The organism is Halobacillus sp. ABD4_316 (assembly GCF_056161385.1).
In genome coordinates this window covers 1258649-1273944 of record NZ_JBSWZA010000001.1, presented here as the reverse complement: position 1 = coordinate 1273944, position 15296 = coordinate 1258649, and the positions used below count along the sequence as shown (strand labels likewise).

General features: G+C 48.4%; 15 protein-coding genes. 10 read left to right on the top strand and 5 right to left on the bottom strand.

Annotated elements, in window-relative coordinates; translation table 11 throughout:
• The first annotated feature begins 90 nt into the window (after positions 1–90).
• The 3 genes from ACXAJH_RS06865 (at position 91) to ACXAJH_RS06855 (ending at position 2726) form a co-directional block, all read left to right on the top strand.
• Complete coding sequence (locus tag ACXAJH_RS06865; protein ID WP_474993420.1) at positions 91–1281, top strand: acetate kinase; 1191 nt, start codon at positions 91–93, stop codon at positions 1279–1281.
• A gap of 102 nt (positions 1282–1383) precedes the next feature.
• Positions 1384–2211: an EcsC family protein gene (locus ACXAJH_RS06860; RefSeq protein WP_474969198.1), complete on the top strand. Its 828-nt coding sequence runs from the start codon at positions 1384–1386 to the stop codon at positions 2209–2211.
• A gap of 2 nt (positions 2212–2213) precedes the next feature.
• The gene (locus ACXAJH_RS06855; RefSeq protein ID WP_474971144.1) at positions 2214–2726 is read left to right on the top strand and encodes a MogA/MoaB family molybdenum cofactor biosynthesis protein; all 513 of its coding nucleotides are present in this window, start codon (positions 2214–2216) and stop codon (positions 2724–2726) included.
• A 171-nt stretch (positions 2727–2897) separates the two neighbouring features.
• Here the strand turns inward: ACXAJH_RS06855 and ACXAJH_RS06850 are convergent, their stop codons facing one another.
• Entirely contained in the window at positions 2898–3356 is a 459-nt protein-coding gene (locus ACXAJH_RS06850) for a universal stress protein (RefSeq protein ID WP_160836355.1), read from the bottom strand.
• Positions 3357–3629: 273 nt separating this feature from the next.
• On the bottom strand, positions 3630–4958 hold the full coding sequence (locus ACXAJH_RS06845; RefSeq protein WP_474969196.1) for a purine-cytosine permease family protein: 1329 nt from the start codon (positions 4956–4958) through the stop codon (positions 3630–3632).
• A 106-nt stretch (positions 4959–5064) separates the two neighbouring features.
• Between ACXAJH_RS06845 and ACXAJH_RS06840 the strand changes: the two genes are divergently transcribed.
• From ACXAJH_RS06840 to ACXAJH_RS06820, 5 genes are all read left to right on the top strand, one after another.
• Positions 5065–5823 (top strand): SDR family oxidoreductase, encoded by a 759-nt coding sequence (locus ACXAJH_RS06840; protein WP_474969195.1) that lies wholly within the window; start codon positions 5065–5067, stop codon positions 5821–5823.
• 94 nt (positions 5824–5917) lie between these two features.
• A complete protein-coding gene (locus tag ACXAJH_RS06835) occupies positions 5918–6430 on the top strand; it encodes a DUF4178 domain-containing protein (protein WP_474969194.1) in 513 nt (170 codons plus the stop codon).
• Positions 6431–6445: 15 nt separating this feature from the next.
• Entirely contained in the window at positions 6446–7117 is a 672-nt protein-coding gene (locus ACXAJH_RS06830) for a PspA/IM30 family protein (protein ID WP_474969193.1), read from the top strand.
• 248 nt (positions 7118–7365) lie between these two features.
• Positions 7366–8046 (top strand): metal-dependent hydrolase, encoded by a 681-nt coding sequence (locus tag ACXAJH_RS06825; RefSeq protein WP_474971146.1) that lies wholly within the window; start codon positions 7366–7368, stop codon positions 8044–8046.
• 175 nt (positions 8047–8221) lie between these two features.
• Positions 8222–9535 (top strand): DRTGG domain-containing protein, encoded by a 1314-nt coding sequence (locus ACXAJH_RS06820; RefSeq protein ID WP_474969191.1) that lies wholly within the window; start codon positions 8222–8224, stop codon positions 9533–9535.
• A 37-nt stretch (positions 9536–9572) separates the two neighbouring features.
• On the opposite strand, the gene ACXAJH_RS06815 is transcribed toward ACXAJH_RS06820, so the two are convergent.
• Positions 9573–9875: a YtpI family protein gene (locus ACXAJH_RS06815; RefSeq protein WP_027955148.1), complete on the bottom strand. Its 303-nt coding sequence runs from the start codon at positions 9873–9875 to the stop codon at positions 9573–9575.
• Positions 9876–9999: 124 nt separating this feature from the next.
• On the opposite strand from ACXAJH_RS06815, the gene ACXAJH_RS06810 reads away from it, so the two are divergent.
• Complete coding sequence (locus tag ACXAJH_RS06810; protein WP_474989545.1) at positions 10000–10956, top strand: DHH family phosphoesterase; 957 nt, start codon at positions 10000–10002, stop codon at positions 10954–10956.
• A 16-nt stretch (positions 10957–10972) separates the two neighbouring features.
• On the opposite strand, the gene ytrI is transcribed toward ACXAJH_RS06810, so the two are convergent.
• Positions 10973–11470, bottom strand: coding sequence for a sporulation membrane protein YtrI (gene ytrI, locus ACXAJH_RS06805; RefSeq protein ID WP_474969189.1), 498 nt, complete (start codon positions 11468–11470; stop codon positions 10973–10975).
• On the bottom strand, positions 11470–11802 hold the full coding sequence (gene ytrH / locus ACXAJH_RS06800; protein WP_027955151.1) for a sporulation membrane protein YtrH: 333 nt from the start codon (positions 11800–11802) through the stop codon (positions 11470–11472). The genes ytrI and ytrH overlap by 1 nt, the downstream gene beginning before the upstream one ends.
• A 131-nt stretch (positions 11803–11933) precedes the next feature.
• Between ytrH and dnaE the strand changes: the two genes are divergently transcribed.
• Positions 11934–15293: a DNA polymerase III subunit alpha gene (gene dnaE / locus ACXAJH_RS06795; RefSeq protein WP_474993418.1), complete on the top strand. Its 3360-nt coding sequence runs from the start codon at positions 11934–11936 to the stop codon at positions 15291–15293.
• Positions 15294–15296 lie beyond the last annotated feature (3 nt).

Here is a 15296-nt window from a genome sequence, read left to right as displayed (position 1 = left end):
ATCACCGAACTGCCTTGAAATCAAAGGGTGCGGGTGATTAAATAGTAATGGTAGAAAGTTACGAACCTATAGTTAAGGGGATGAGCATCGTTGAGTAATAACATTCTTGCTATCAATGCCGGCAGTTCATCGTTGAAATTCCAACTGATCGAAATGCCTGAGGAAACAGTCGTTACAAAAGGCCTCGTCGAGCGGATCGGTCTGGATGACGCTGTGTTCACCATTGAATTTAATGATGAAGAAGATAAAGCGGTAACAGAAATTCCTGATCATGCCGAAGCGGTAAAAATGCTTTTGGATAAGCTGACAGCCAACGGCATCATCAACTCTCTGGATGAAATTAACGGTGTCGGCCACCGTGTCGTCCACGGAGGCGAGCGCTTCAGTGAATCTGTATTGATTACAGACGAAGTGATTGAAGAAATCGAAGAGGTATCAGACCTTGCACCGCTGCATAACCCTGCCAACCTGACAGGAATCAATGCTTTCCGTGAAGTGCTGCCGAACGTTCCGCACGTGGCCGTTTTCGATACAGCCTTCCACCAGTCCATGCCTGAGCAGTCTTACTTGTACAGCCTGCCATATGAGTACTATGAAGAGTACGGCATTCGTAAATATGGTTTCCACGGTACGTCTCATAAGTATGTTTCCGAGCGTGCAGCGGAAATGCTCGGCCGTCCGGTTGAGGAGCTTCGTCTGCTTTCCTGCCACCTTGGTAATGGAGCAAGTATTGCAGCGATTGAAGGTGGAAAATCCATTGATACATCCATGGGCTTCACACCGCTTGCCGGGGTAACAATGGGAACCCGTTCCGGGAACATTGACCCTGCCCTTATTCCATTCATTATGGAAAAGACGGGTAAGACAGCGTCAGAAGTTATGAATGTATTGAATAAAGAAAGTGGAATGCTGGCTCTTTCCGGTTTCTCCAGCGATCTGAGAGACATCGAATTGCAGGCGAATGAAGGGGACGAACGTGCAGAGCTTGCTCTCGAAGTGTTCGCAGCCCGTATCCACAAATATATTGGTTCCTACGCCGCCCGCATGCACGGAATCGATGGCATCATCTTCACAGCAGGTGTTGGTGAAAACAGTATCACAATGCGTGAACGTGTCCTAAAAGGATTGGAGTTCATGGGTGTTTACTGGGATCCATCCTTGAACAAAGTCCGTGGAAAAGAAGCGTTTGTGAACTACCCGCACTCTCCGGTCAAAGTTATGGTCATTCCTACCAACGAGGAAGTCATGATTGCCCGCGATACTGTGGAAAAAGGTTTATAAGAAAGGTCAAAGCAGTGAATCCGGTTCTCCGGGTTCATTGCTTTTTTTTCGTTGTTAAGGCTACAATAGAGGAAAAGGCTGCCTTATAAGGGGGAGAATGGATTGGCTGATGATCGAATCCGTAGAGAACTTGAGGTATGGCTTCAGCAGTTCCGGCAGTACCAGCCGAATGATTTTGAAAACATGTATGATCAATGGATGCATCAAAATTTTCAGAACCTGGACCCTGGAGTCAGGGATAAATTCTTTTCCAAGCTGGATGCGTGGTTCTTCCACACCCATGCGTTTCTCCAAGGGACGTCCTATCAATATGAGGCGCGTGAGCGGATTTTGACCGCCGGCAGGATCTTTTCTTCCAACATCCATCACATTCAGGATATGGAAAAAGAGTTAACCACTGATCAATTGACTTACATTGCTGAGCAGCAGATGGCTCGTGGGCGTCTGTATTCTTTTGCTCAGGGTGGATTGACGGGGGCTGGAGGATGGTTGTTTCTCGGTGTCGACTATCCGATGATGATGCTTATGAACATCCGGGCCATTCAATTGATCGGACTTACCTTTGGCCATGAAATGAATCATCCTTACGAAATGATGATTTCCTTGAAGGTGTTTCATGCGGCGACACTACCCAAGCGTTTGAAAGCGCAGGCCTGGGAAGATTTGATTCAGGAAGTCGAGAAAAAAGAACATAACTTCATTGTTGCCGGTGATGACCGCCTGACGGATGAAGGATGGCTCGAGCAGCCGCTGAAGCACTGCTTCAAGTCCCTGTTCATTTTGATGTTCAGAAAAAAACTGGTGCAGGGTCTTCCCTTTATAAGCATAGCCATCGGCGCATATTCGAACTACCATTTAACGAAGCGGGTGACGGAATTCGCTATGAAATTTTACCAGTATCGTCACATCACGAGTGAGGAAGGAGGCTGAACGTGTCTGTTGATGAACATAAGCAAGCAGTAAAAGGGCCTGTCCGCTGCGGGATCATTACCGTTAGTGATACAAGGACAGTGGATACGGATAAGAGCGGCAGACTGATGAAGGAAAAACTGCTGGAGCACAATCATGAAATCCTCCGCTCTTCGATTGTGCCTGATGAGAAAGCGTCCATTCTCCAAGAACTTCGCGAGTACATGGCTCATCCCTCTATGGACGTCATTTTACTGAATGGCGGCACAGGAATCGCTGCCAGGGATGTCACGATTGAAGCAGTGGAACGTGTTTTTGAAAAGGAAATGCCGGGCTTTGGAGAGATTTTCCGTATGCTCAGCTACACCGAAGACATTGGATCTGCCGCTATCCTATCCAGGGCAGCGGCGGGGGTGGCAGGTGGAAAAGCGGTCTTTGCCACGCCTGGTTCAACAGGAGCGGTGAAACTGGCTATGGAAAAGCTGATTTTACCGGAACTTCGCCATGTTGTCCGTGAATTAAGAAAAGATCAATGAAAAAGGAGCCCTTGGAGAGGCTCCTTCAGCTTGTAGAGAAACCTCTGTTTCTTTACAAGCTTTTTCTTTCCTACCGCCAGGAGCGAAAGCCCCTTGGGAGTGCTTAAAATCGAAAAAAACAAGGCTGTCGAGAAAGTCTCGACAGCCTGAAGGAGCCCTTTAAAGGGCTCTTTACTTCTCTTGTTTATCGGCACCGGCCCGGACAACGAGAACGTCACATGGGGAATAGCGGGTAATGTGCTCGGAAACACTTCCGATAAAGAAGCGTTCCATTGCATTCAGACCGGTCGCACCGCAGATAATTAAATCAGCGTGGTGTTTAGGCGCAATATCTTTAGCGATTTTCACTTTCGGTGACCCATACTCAATATCAATCACGACGTTGGTGACGCCGGCTTGTTCCGCTTTCTTTTGATAGTCGTTCAACAGCTCCGTGGCGTACTGCTCTGCCCGTATCGCTAAGGAACGGTCATACGCTTCCACAGTAGCAAAAGCTCTTGTATCCACGACGTGAGCAAGAATCAGTTTTGCCCCGTTTCGGTTGGCTATGTCGATCGCTTTTGAAAAAGCCTCCTCTGCTGTAACGGAACCATCCACGGCAACGACGATATCTTTATATTCATAAGTCATCCCAATTACCCCCTCCCATTTAATTACTTTTATTATATCATGCGATCCGCTGTTGTAGACGGCTGTTCCATACATAATCGGGAGAATTGTGTGAACAATAAGACAGAGGTGATAGCAATGAAGAAGCCAATGAACCCTCTTGAAAAAGAAAGCATGGATCAACGCCGGATCGTGAGTGCATTGAATGAGAGCTACCAGTCCGGTGACCGTCGTCAAAAACGTCGATAAATAAGAAGTCCCCCGCCAGAAAAAAAGCGGGGGATTTTTCGTAACTTATGATTCCTTGTGCTCTTCAGCGTATCTCTGGGTAAGCGGGTATATCACTGCAATCACTACAAAGGTAAGAAACCCGGGGGACCAATCGTCCGGAAAGATAAAGTACAACAGTGTCCCGATGGTCACTGCCCCCATCGCTGCCCGATTGACAGCCGGGGCAGAAGCAAGCAGGTTCAAATCCTCGTTGGTCAGACGACTGCGTTTCACCACAAGGAAATCACTGACAATAACGGCAGAAATCGGAATGATCAAGCCGCCGAGAAGAGAGATAAATGACTCCGCTTCATTCACGAGGTCTGGAAATCCACTCAGAATAACGCCTGCGCTGCCAAAAAGCACGGCACTCTGCACCCTGGAAAGCTTAGGGAAAATGTTGAGAAGACTGAAACCGCCGGTATAGGCATTGCTGACGTTGATGCTGATCATGGAAATCACAGCTGTCAATGTAATCACCGCGATGATCACGGGGGATGCCGTCTGGTTTGAAGAGGATACGTAAGGGTTGAGACTTCCATAAAGAGTAGCTGAGGCACATCCAATCACTGCTGTTAAAAGAAACCCGGCGGCGTTGCCTGTAAGCAGTCCCCAGAAACCTTGGGCCGGTGTCTGCGCATATCTCGTCATATCAGCTGATGCGCTCACTCCAGAAACATACTGGACGAAGGCCAGGCTTGAGAAGAACAGCATCATCGGGATAGAGCCGCTCCAGCCATCCATAGCAAGCGTTAAGGATGCACCGGATTCATTGTTTGTAGTAAAGTATACATAGAGCATAGTCCCCTCTCCAAAAAGCAGGAGCGGAAGGAAATAACTAGTCGCTTTCTTAACGGCGTTAAAACCGAGGATAGCTAATAGGACCATCAACAGAGATAACGGCAGGGAAACAATCCAGAAGGGAAGCGCAGCTCCGGTAATTCTGGATACCAGTTCTTGAATGACGTACGTTCCTCCGATGGTCTGGACCGCAAACCAGTACAGAGAAGTCAAGCTCCTTACAGGAGATGATAGAAACTGGGCGCCCCGGACACCAAGCATCGTGCGGATCGCATACTGGGCTGGGATGCCGAGCCGTGCCCCGGGTAAAGATAAATAGGATACAAATAGAAACCCAAGCCAGGCGCCTGCACAGGTGCAGAGAACAGCGCTCCAAAAGGAAAGCCCGCCTTCCATGACAGCAAGAGCGGGAACGAGGAAGTTTCCGGCATTGGCCGCAACGGCCATCTGGATAAAAGCGAAACGGTACCAGGGCGTATTTTTCTGATGGGCAGGGACGGCTTCAAGTCCGTACCTTTCCACAACAGACTTACTGCCTGCAGCAGCTCTCATGATTGTCACGTCCTTTCTGACGAGCTCATTGTACAGAACGGGGCAGAAGAAGTAAACAATACAACTGTTTGAAAATAGAGACGGATTGATAAAAGGAGGGGTTTAGATGCGCCATGCCATCATAACAGCCGGCACGAAAGGCCTCGGCAGAAAAGTTACGGAACACATGCTTGCTCAGGGGTATTCCGTAACGGTGACCTATTTTAACGACGAGCAGAAGGCGCAGACACTCCTGAATGACTTTGCTTCCGCGCGCGGGCGTATTCAGCTCGTGAAGGCGGATGTCACAGTGGAACAGGATTTGGAACGTGTGGTCGCGGAGGCGGTGGACCGCTACGGCCGCATCGACTTCTTAATTAATAATGCAGGGCCTTATATATTTGAACGGAAAAAGCTGATGGACTATTCTAAAGAAGAATGGAATCAAATGATCCGTGGGAATCTGGATGCCGTCTTTTACCTGCTTAAGCTGACCATTCCATATATGCGCAGACAGCATTTCGGCCGGATCATCAATTATGGATTTCAAGGAGCTCATGCGGCATCCGGATGGATTTACCGATCAGCCTTCGCTGCAGCGAAAGTCGGGCTCGTTTCCCTGACCAAAACGATTGCCTATGAGGAAGCCGAGCACGGCATCACCTCAAATATGATCTGCCCCGGGAATATTGTAGGTGAATGGAAGGAGTCATCCATCGATCAAAGCCGGAATACGACGGATGAGGAGACACCGATAGGAAGACCCGGGACAGGAGAGGATATCGCACGGACCATCGATTTTCTCTGTGATGAACGCTCGGATATGATTACAGGCACAATATACGAAGTCACCGGCGGTCTTGATGTCATCCACCGCCATCGTTAAGGGAGAAAGGTGAATATTTTTGAAAAAGTGAAACCTCTGCCCGTGGCTTTCCGTACATAAGGTACACAGGGCAAAGCAGAAGGGAAGTGAAGGATTGGGTTTTTTCTCTCGATTGTTTCAAAAGAAAGACCAGCAGGTGCCCGAGGTGAAAGAACGGACGCCGCTGACGATTGAAGTAGGAGATATCGTGACCTACGACCTCGCCGATTACGAAGTAGTAGGGAAAATCACCTACCGGGACGGTTCTTATGAATGGTATGCCTATCAGCTGCTGGAAGGGAATCGAACCAAATGGCTCGCTGCTGAAATGGATGACGAGCTGGAGCTTGGGATGTATGAGAAGGTCAATCTGCCCGTGAGCAGGCCGTACCCCGCTTCTCTTGAATACGAAGGTGTGACCTACACGAAGGATGAAGAAGGGGAAGCCCAGGTGACAGGGGAAGGCCGCAGTGCGAACGTGAACGGCCGGACCGTCAACTATGCGGACTATATATCTGAAGATGAAGAAGCATACCTGAGTGTGGAAGCCTGGGGGACGGAAGTTGAAGTCAGTATCGGGTCAGACATCGAAGCGTATGAATTGAAAATTATAGCAGGTTCTAAATAATAAGGAGGAATTTACATGTTCAAATTTTTCAAACGTGTGAAGACGGTCGTAGGTTCTGAAATGAATGCGATGCTCGATAAAGCTGAAGATCCAGTGAAAATGCTCGACCAATTTATGAGGGACATGGAAAATGACATTCGTGAAGCAGAGAGCGCTGTTGCTAAGCAGATCGCCAATGAGAAAATGCTGAAGCGCAAGTACGATGATGCCCAGGCTCTTGCGGATAAGCGGATGCAGCAGGCGGAAAAAGCCATTGAAGCCGGTAATGAAGATCTTGCCCGCCGTGCCCTGGAAGATAAGAAAAATCATCAGGAACAGGCCGAGCAGTTGAAAGCGTCCTGGGAACAAGCGCAGACAGACGCTTCCAATCTCCGTGAAAAGCTCGATGAAATGAAGAAAGAATACCAGGAAATGAAACTGAAGAAAGATTCCTTGAAAGCCCGTGCGGAATCAGCGAAAACCCGTACGAAGATGAACCGGACCATGTCCAGCATCGGCGGGGATGAATCCCGTCAAGGTTTTGAGCGTATGGAAGAAAAGGTCATGCAGTATGAAGCGGAGGCGGATACGAGTGATGATCTTTCATCAGAAGCCCGCTCCATTGATGATGAATTCGAGGAAATGGACAAAAAAGATGATGTGGATGATGAACTGCAGGCGCTGAAGCGTAAAATGAATAAAGAGTAACGGTGAGACCCCCGGCTTCCGGGGGTTTTCGTATGTATGAATACCTCTGGCACAGCTCTGCTTCGGGATAGGTCAGACACGTCCTTTCTTAGCGGATAGGGTGGAGATCAAGGACTTCCTCTGAAAAAGTCCGCCTGTGTTTTAGGAGTAGAAAGACAGGGAAATGAAAAAAAGTGTAGAAGGAAATGGAAAGCGCTGGATAAATGCATCCGGCCGTATACATTACTTTTGTGAGAAGGAGTGGAAGGATGAAAGTTTCTTATCATGGACATGCCGTAGTCAAAGTGGAAGCCAATGGAAAAACGATTTTGTTTGACCCATTCATATCCGATAACGGGAACACGGATTTGGATGCCGATCAGGTGGAACCGGATGTCATTCTGCTGACTCATGGACATAACGATCACGTAGGGGACACGTTCGAGATTGCCGAACGGACCAATGCGCAGATTGTTGCTCCGTTTGAACTGGCTACCTATCTTGGGAACAAAGGGTTAAATGCCCACCCGATGCATATCGGCGGAGGGCATGAATTTGATTTCGGACATGTGAAGTTTACCCAGGCTTTTCATGGTTCAGCTTATACAGAAGAGGATGGCACGATTGTCTATACAGGGATGCCGACGGGGATCCTGCTGACTATCGATGGCAAAACCATTTTCCACGCCGGGGATACCGGGTTGTTTTCTGATATGAAACTGATCGGGGAACGCAATGATATTGATCTGGCTTTTCTTCCGATCGGGGATAATTTCACGATGGGACCCGAGGATGCTTTAACCGCAGCAGAATGGCTGCAGGCGAAACAGGTCGTTCCAGTTCACTATAACACCTTCGATCTCATCAATCAGGATGGAGAAGGATTTGCTTCACAGGTGAAGCCTGGAACAGGACGTGCGCTTCAGCCTGGAGAAGTCATAGAATTGTAGAGAGTTGAAAAGCGGCGGGTCATTGTGGCTCTGCCGCTTTTTTTTATCCAATACCGGTTTAATCCTCGAAACCATGCCCCCTGATTTCTGGAAGAAATTGCAGAACATCTGTATCAGTTGTATAATAACAATAAAGTGAGAAATGACTAGTACAGATAGAAAGTTTGGTGGGTGAATGGCTACAAAACATGAACAGATCCTGGAGCACATCGAGTCCTTATCGGTAGGAAGTAAAATATCCGTACGCGGGATTGCAAAAGCGCTGAATGTCAGTGAAGGAACGGCCTATCGTGCCATTAAGGAAGCGGAAAACCAGCATCTTGTCAGTACGATGGAGCGTGTGGGGACCATCCGGATTGAGAAGAAGAAGAAAGAGAATATTGAGCGTCTGACGTTCGCTGAAATTGTCAACGTCGTTGATGGGCAGGTTCTGGGCGGCAGAGAAGGCCTTTATAAAACCCTTGGGAAGTTTGTCATCGGAGCTATGAAACTGGAAGCGATGATGCGTTATACTGAAGCGGGTTCACTCCTCATTGTCGGAAACCGGACGAATGCCCATGAACTTGCAGTGAAGGAGGGGGCGGCTGTGTTAGTAACGGGTGGATTTGATACGACAGATACCGTGAAAAAACTGGCCGACGAAAAGAAGCTCCCTGTTATTTCTACAAGTTATGATACATTTACTGTAGCGACAATGATTAATAGAGCCATTTACGATCAGCTCATCAAAAAGGAAATCGTGCTGGTGGATGATATCTACACTTCTTTTGAAGATTCCAGGTATCTTTCCACAAGGGATACTGTCCAGCGCTGGCATGACCTGAATGATGAAACGAAGCACAGCCGCTATCCGGTGGTGGATGAGCAGAACCGTGTGGTTGGAATTGTCACTTCTAAAGATGTCATCGGGCAGGAGAAAACGGTCAGGATCGATAAGGTGATGACCCGTAATCCGATGACGGCTCACACGACGACATCCCTGGCTAATGCGGCGCATGTGATGGTGTGGGAAGGAATCGAACTGATGCCGGTCGTTGACACCAGCCATAAATTCCAGGGGATTATCTCCCGGCAGGATGTACTGAAGGCGCTGCAGCACATTCAACGGCAGCCTCAAGTTGGAGAAACCATCGATGATCTGGCTACAAACCGGATGGTGATGGTGGAGAGCGATCAGAGCCCGCAGCGCTGGAGCACGACGGTGACTCCGCAGATGACCAACCAGCTTGGCACGATGTCGTACGGCGTTTTTGTGTCCTTGATTACAGAGGCCTCCAGCCGGATGCTCCGGAAGTACAAAAAAGGGGATCTGGTCGTCGAAAATATTTCCGTCTATTTTATCAAGCCGGTTCAAATTGAAAGTGATATTGAAATTATTCCACAGATTTTAGAAGTCGGCCGCAAATTTGCTAAGGTGGACATTGAAGTTCATCACGGAAAATCGATTGTCGGAAAAGCCCTTCTTATGGCTCAGTTGATCGATCGATAAAAAAAGCCGCTGTCCGGGCAGCGGCTTTGTGAAGCATTCAGGTCTGTGAACGGGCTTCCTGCTTTTTATATTCCTGCTGGTAATGGCGGCTCGCCTTAAAGCCGAGCCGAGCCTGTGCAGCTCCGAGGATAAGGAAAACCAGCCCGACAAACAAGGAAAGCCTTGTTTGATAAAATACATACTGGTTAATCGCAAAGAAAAACAAGAATCCGCCGAGGAAAATCTTCGATCTGCTGTTCAAGTATTCCTGTGTAAGTGGATCCCGGGCCCGGATGACCATCACTTTGTAGTAAATGTAAAGAACAAGGGAAACTAAGATGAGAATCGGAAAAATAATCAAGGTGAATCGACTCCTGATCGTTAAGAATTCCTTTTCATTGTAGCTTGTTTTGTTGGAAAAGGCTACCTGGGCCGGGAATTCTGCAGGCGGTTGTCAGGAAAAAATTAAAAGGAGGCTTTATTTCATGTCTACACAAGCCATCATTCAGTCCATTAAATCTTATTCGACTATCATTATCCACCGCCATGTCCGGCCGGATCCCGATGCCTATGGTTCCCAGGCCGGACTTGCCGAAATGATTCGTGCGAGCTTTCCGGAAAAGCAGGTGTACCTTGCAGGCGAAGGGGAGCCGTCACTGGCATTTCTTGCCGAAATGGATGATATTGCTGATGATACTTTTAAGGAAGCTTTAGTCATCGTCTGTGACACAGCCAATCAGGCCCGTATTGACGACCAGAGATTTGGAACAGGAAAACAGCTCGTGAAAATTGATCATCACCCTGACGTCGATCAGTATGGAGATATTCAATGGGTGGATACGACATCCAGCTCCACCTCCGAAATGATCTATCATTTATATATGGAAGGAATCGAGGCCGGGCTGAAAATGAATGAACGTTCTGCAAGGCTTCTGTATGCAGGAATTGTAGGGGATACCGGGCGCTTTCTTTTTCCAAGCACTACGAAAAAAACGCTCTCCTATGCTGCGGATTTAGTGCATTACGATTTTGATCGATCTTCCCTGTTTAACGAAATGTATAAGACTCCTGTCCACGTAGCCAGGTTAAAAGGCTATGTTCTTGAGAACTTCACGCTTCACCCGGCCGGCTATTCCACCATTCGTCTTGATAAGGATACACTGGAGCGATTTGGTGTGACAGCGACCGAAACGAGCCAGCTGGTCGGCCTTCTCGGAGATATTGAGGGCATTCTTGCGTGGGCGTTCTTCGTGGAAGAAGAAGATAATATCCGCGTCCGCCTGCGTTCCAAAGGTCCGGTGATTAACGGAGTCGCCGCTGCTCATCATGGTGGTGGACATCCGATGGCCTCCGGGGCTTCTGCTTCCGACTGGGCAGAAACCGAGGACATTGCCCGGGAATTGGAAGAGGTTTGTAAAGCATATCGAAACGAGCAGGCATAAGATGGCCTGCTCGTTTTTAACGTACCAGCTTTATTTCAAGTCTTAACGTAATGACTTCTGAAATGATCAGCCGGTTCACTTTCAATTGGTAAGTGAAGTCATCCACCACATAGTTTTTGTTTTCAAGGGCGGTTAAGATCAGATCCGCCTGATCAGCTACCACTTTTACAGGCTTCCCTGGCAGGGAAGAAAGCTGATCCTTGACCATCGTTGTCAGCTGGTGCTGCGTAAGCAGGTCGACTTCCAGCTTTTTGGCATTGGTGTAGGATACGTCCATTTCGCCCACCGTCAGTGGTGCGGATTCAGAATCCTGGTTTTTATTGTTCAGCAGTCCCTCATACTTCACTTCCAGTTCATGCAGCTCTGTAGTCAAGGCGATGTGTTCTTCCGTGTATTTCTGCTGAAGCTGCCCATGAGTATAAAGAAAAAAGAGCCAGCCGGCCAGGGTGCCCAGCAGCACACCGGCGAAAAAACGCCTCCATTCCCTGCTTTTATGGTAAGGAGGGAAATGCATCAGGTCACCTCTTCTCCAAGCAGCCACTCAAACAACAGAAGTGCTGCCTTCACCCCGCCCATAGCTGCAACGATTATGACGATCTGCTTGAACATATCGAAAGTGGATCCGTCGAGAATGCCTTTTTCAAAGTTGCTGATGGCATCGAAGGTTCCCCCGATGGCTGCAACAACAGCCCAGATTCTTAAACTTTTGGCGATGCGGAACATGGCGGTCAGCGGAGCTTCCCCTGTTAAGTAACTGCCGATACTTCCAATCAGTGTTCCACCTACAATAACTCCAAAAGCGATAAAGAAGCATTGGATCATGGATACGATTAAACGGTCTTCCATCTTGTCCCTCTTTCCGCCTGGAAAATGTGTTTCTATTTAAACGAATATTCTTTTTCCTGTGGTTTTATGCAGAGGGCTTTATTCCCTATCCAATAGTAGCTATAATTTACACATGAAAGAAGGTGTGCGAAATGACTTTCACCCATTTAAATGTCCGCAGCGGCTATAGTCTTATGAAGAGTACGGTGAAGATTAACGATTTGGTCCATGAGGCGAAGGCCCTTGGGTTTGAATCCATCGCTTTGACGGATGAGAACACGTTGAGCGGGGCGCTGGCATTTTATGAGGAATGCCGGGCACAGGGGATCAAGCCGGTAATCGGTTTAACGACGACCATCGAGGACCGTTCCCTTCTCCATCCCGTTCGGCTTCTCGCGACGAATCAGACCGGGTATAAAAACCTGATGAAAATAGCTACGTGGGCCAATACAAAAGATCATCCGTTGGATCTGGAAACGTTCGCCGACGTGAGTCAGGGGCTGATCGTCATTCATATGACCTCTGCCTCTCCATGGGGAGAACCCTTATCCGACCGGATGTTCGAGCATATGGAGGACGGGTTGAACCGATGGATGCACGCAGTGAAGAAAGAGGACTTTTTCTTAAGTATTCAAGATGTGGATCTTCATTCTGAACGGCAGCTGCACACCCCTCTGCGGGAATGGGCGGATGAAAAAGGGCTGCAGGTAACGGCTGTCGGGGATGTGCGTTACATAAAAAAAGAGGAAGCCGACGCCTATCTATGCTTACGGGCGGTGGATGAAGGTACGCGTTATACACCGAAGAGTGCTCACGGCCCCTTCTACTTAAAAAGTGCGGAAGAGATGGAATCCTTCTTTGGGGAATGGTGGCCGGAAGTCCTTGAAACAGCAGACCACATCGCGCGCCGCTGTCAATGGGACATGGATCTGAACCAGCAGCTTCTTCCTACATATCCGGCACCGGAAGGGAAAAGCGGAGCGGATTATCTGCGTGAACTCTGCGAGCTTGCCCTGAAGAAAAAATATGCCGGCAAGGCAGAGGCTGTCGAGCGGCTGGACCATGAATTAAGTGTCATTGAATCCATGGGTTTCAGTGATTACTTTTTAATTGTCTGGGACTTTATCGATTTTGCCCGCGCAAAGGGGATCAATGCCGGACCTGGGAGGGGATCGGCGGCTGGGTCGATTGTCGCTTATCTTCTCGACATCACGAAGGTGGATCCGCTCGAATATCAACTGCTCTTTGAACGGTTCTTAAATCCGGAACGTATTACGATGCCGGATATCGACATCGATTTTCCTGACCAGCGCAGGGAGGAGGTCATTTCCTATGTAGCTGAAAAGTATGGAAGGCAACATGCAGCTCAAATCAGCACGTTCGGTACATTCGCTGCAAAAAGTGTGCTGAGGGAATTGTTCAAGGTTCTCCATATTGAGGAGAGCGATGCGTCTTTTATCCTTCATCAGCTGCCGAAGCAGGCGGCTCAACCTCTTGTAGAAATCGTCCGTCAGTCGGAAGAATTGAAAGATTATATTAGAAACTCGGAAAAACTGAAGCATCTGTTCAAAATTGCAGCCAAGCTGGAGGGCCTTCCCCGCCATATTTCCACACATGCGGCAGGGGTCGTGCTTTCAGAAAAACCGCTGATGGAATATACACCTTTAATGAAAAGCCAGGGAGAGGTGTATGTAACACAGCTTACTATGGGGGATTTGGAAAAAATCGGTCTTTTGAAAATTGATTTTCTGGGACTGAGGAACTTGACCTTTATGGAAAATCTGGAACGGAAGATTCAAAGGGCGGGAAACCGGTCCTTTTCTCTGGATCAGATTCCATTGAATGATGCTGCAACCTTCTCCCTGCTCACGGAAGGAAAAACCAATGGTGTCTTCCAATTGGAGTCGCAGGGCATGAAGCAGGTACTCACAAAGCTGAAGCCCACTCATTTTGAAGATGTGGTCGCCGTTAACGCCCTCTACCGGCCGGGTCCGATGGAATATATCGATACTTACATTGAAAGAAAGAACAAGAAAGCAGCGATCGAACTTCCACACGAGGATCTGGAAAGAATTTTAAGCCCGACTTATGGCGTACTCGTCTATCAGGAGCAGATTATGCAGGTGGCGGGACTTGCTGCGGGCTATTCGCTTGGACAGGCGGACATGCTTCGGAGAGCGGTCAGCAAGAAGCAGGCCGGGGTTTTGGAGAGTGAGAGGAAAGCATTTGTATCAGGAGCATTGGAAAATGGATATTCCGAGCAGGTGGCTGAGCAGCTGTTTGACTGGATTGTCAAATTTTCCAATTATGGATTCAACCGGAGCCACGCTGTTGCCTACAGCTTAATTTCCTACCAGCTGGCCTTTATGAAAGCTCATCATCCGTCTGCATTCATGGCCGAGCTTATCAACGCGAATCTGGGAGACCGGGACAAACTGGCCGCATACATTCGGGAAGCGCGGGAGATGCACGTACGGGTGAAGGCTCCTTCCATAAATAAAAGCGGGGCGACTGCTCAGGGGCAGCGTAGGGAAATCACTATGGGTTTTCTTTCCATCAAAGGCGTAGGGTATCAGGCGGCTAAAGCGATTGTAGAAGGGCGTGGACAACAGCCTTTCCGCCATTTGAACGACTTCTGTCTGCGTGTGGATACGAAAATTGTATCGCGGAAAGTGATTGAAGGGCTCATTATTGCCGGGGCTTTTGATGAACTGCACTCCAACCGTGCAAGTGCTCTGGCCACCATCGATCAGGCTCTTGAGCAGGGGGAATTGTTCAAGGAATTCCAGGACCAGCCCGGTTTCTTCGATCAGGAAATGGTCATGGATATGGTGGATGTGGAACCTTTTCCGCTTTTGAAGAATCTGGCGATGGAAAAAGAAGTCCTCGGCACTTATTTATCTGATCATCCCCTTGAGAGTCAGCGGAAATCTCTCCGGAGAAGAGGCATCCTTGCTCTTGCTCAGCTATTCAGGATGAAAATGAATAAAAAAGTCGATACGGCTGCGGTCGTTGACAGCATTCGGGAAATTCGTACAAAGCGCGGGGACCCGATGGCCTTTTTATCCATGAGTGATGAAAGTGCTGAAGTGGATGCTGTCATCTTTCCGGATACGTACCGGGACGTCAAAGTGTGGCTGAAAGAACAGATGCTTGTGACAACGTCGGGGAAAGTAGAGGAAAGAAACGGAAGGAAGCAGCTTATTATTCAGTCCCTTCAGCCTTTTGAACTGGATGAACCATCCCATGAGTCAGCTCAGGGAGAAAGACGGCTGTTCGTTAAAGTAACGGATGAAAACGAAAATGAAGCCCTTCAACAGTTAAAAGAAACGGCACAATATTTCCCGGGGAATACACCAGTTTTTCTTTTCCGGTCAGAAGATCGGAAGACCTACCGCCTTGACGAAAGTTATGGCCTTCAGCCCACCAGAGACTGTCTTGATCAGTTGCACGCATTTTTTGGGGAGAAAAATGTCGCATTAAGAAGTAACAAAAAGAAGGCGGAAAATTAAAAA

Excerpts from the sequence above, each read along its gene's own strand:
- ACXAJH_RS06850 (WP_160836355.1), bottom strand. The coding sequence starts at position 3,356 with ATGACTTATGAATATAAAGATATCGTCGTTGCCGTGGATGGTTCCGTT.
- ACXAJH_RS06845 (WP_474969196.1), bottom strand. The coding sequence starts at position 4,958 with ATGAGAGCTGCTGCAGGCAGTAAGTCTGTTGTGGAAAGGTACGGACTT.
- ACXAJH_RS06840 (WP_474969195.1), top strand. The coding sequence starts at position 5,065 with ATGCGCCATGCCATCATAACAGCCGGCACGAAAGGCCTCGGCAGAAAA.
- ACXAJH_RS06830 (WP_474969193.1), top strand. The coding sequence starts at position 6,446 with ATGTTCAAATTTTTCAAACGTGTGAAGACGGTCGTAGGTTCTGAAATG.
- ACXAJH_RS06825 (WP_474971146.1), top strand. The coding sequence starts at position 7,366 with ATGAAAGTTTCTTATCATGGACATGCCGTAGTCAAAGTGGAAGCCAAT.
- ACXAJH_RS06820 (WP_474969191.1), top strand. The coding sequence starts at position 8,222 with ATGGCTACAAAACATGAACAGATCCTGGAGCACATCGAGTCCTTATCG.
- ACXAJH_RS06810 (WP_474989545.1), top strand. The coding sequence starts at position 10,000 with ATGTCTACACAAGCCATCATTCAGTCCATTAAATCTTATTCGACTATC.
- ytrI (WP_474969189.1), bottom strand. The coding sequence starts at position 11,470 with ATGCATTTCCCTCCTTACCATAAAAGCAGGGAATGGAGGCGTTTTTTC.
- ytrH (WP_027955151.1), bottom strand. The coding sequence starts at position 11,802 with ATGGAAGACCGTTTAATCGTATCCATGATCCAATGCTTCTTTATCGCT.
- dnaE (WP_474993418.1), top strand. The coding sequence starts at position 11,934 with ATGACTTTCACCCATTTAAATGTCCGCAGCGGCTATAGTCTTATGAAG.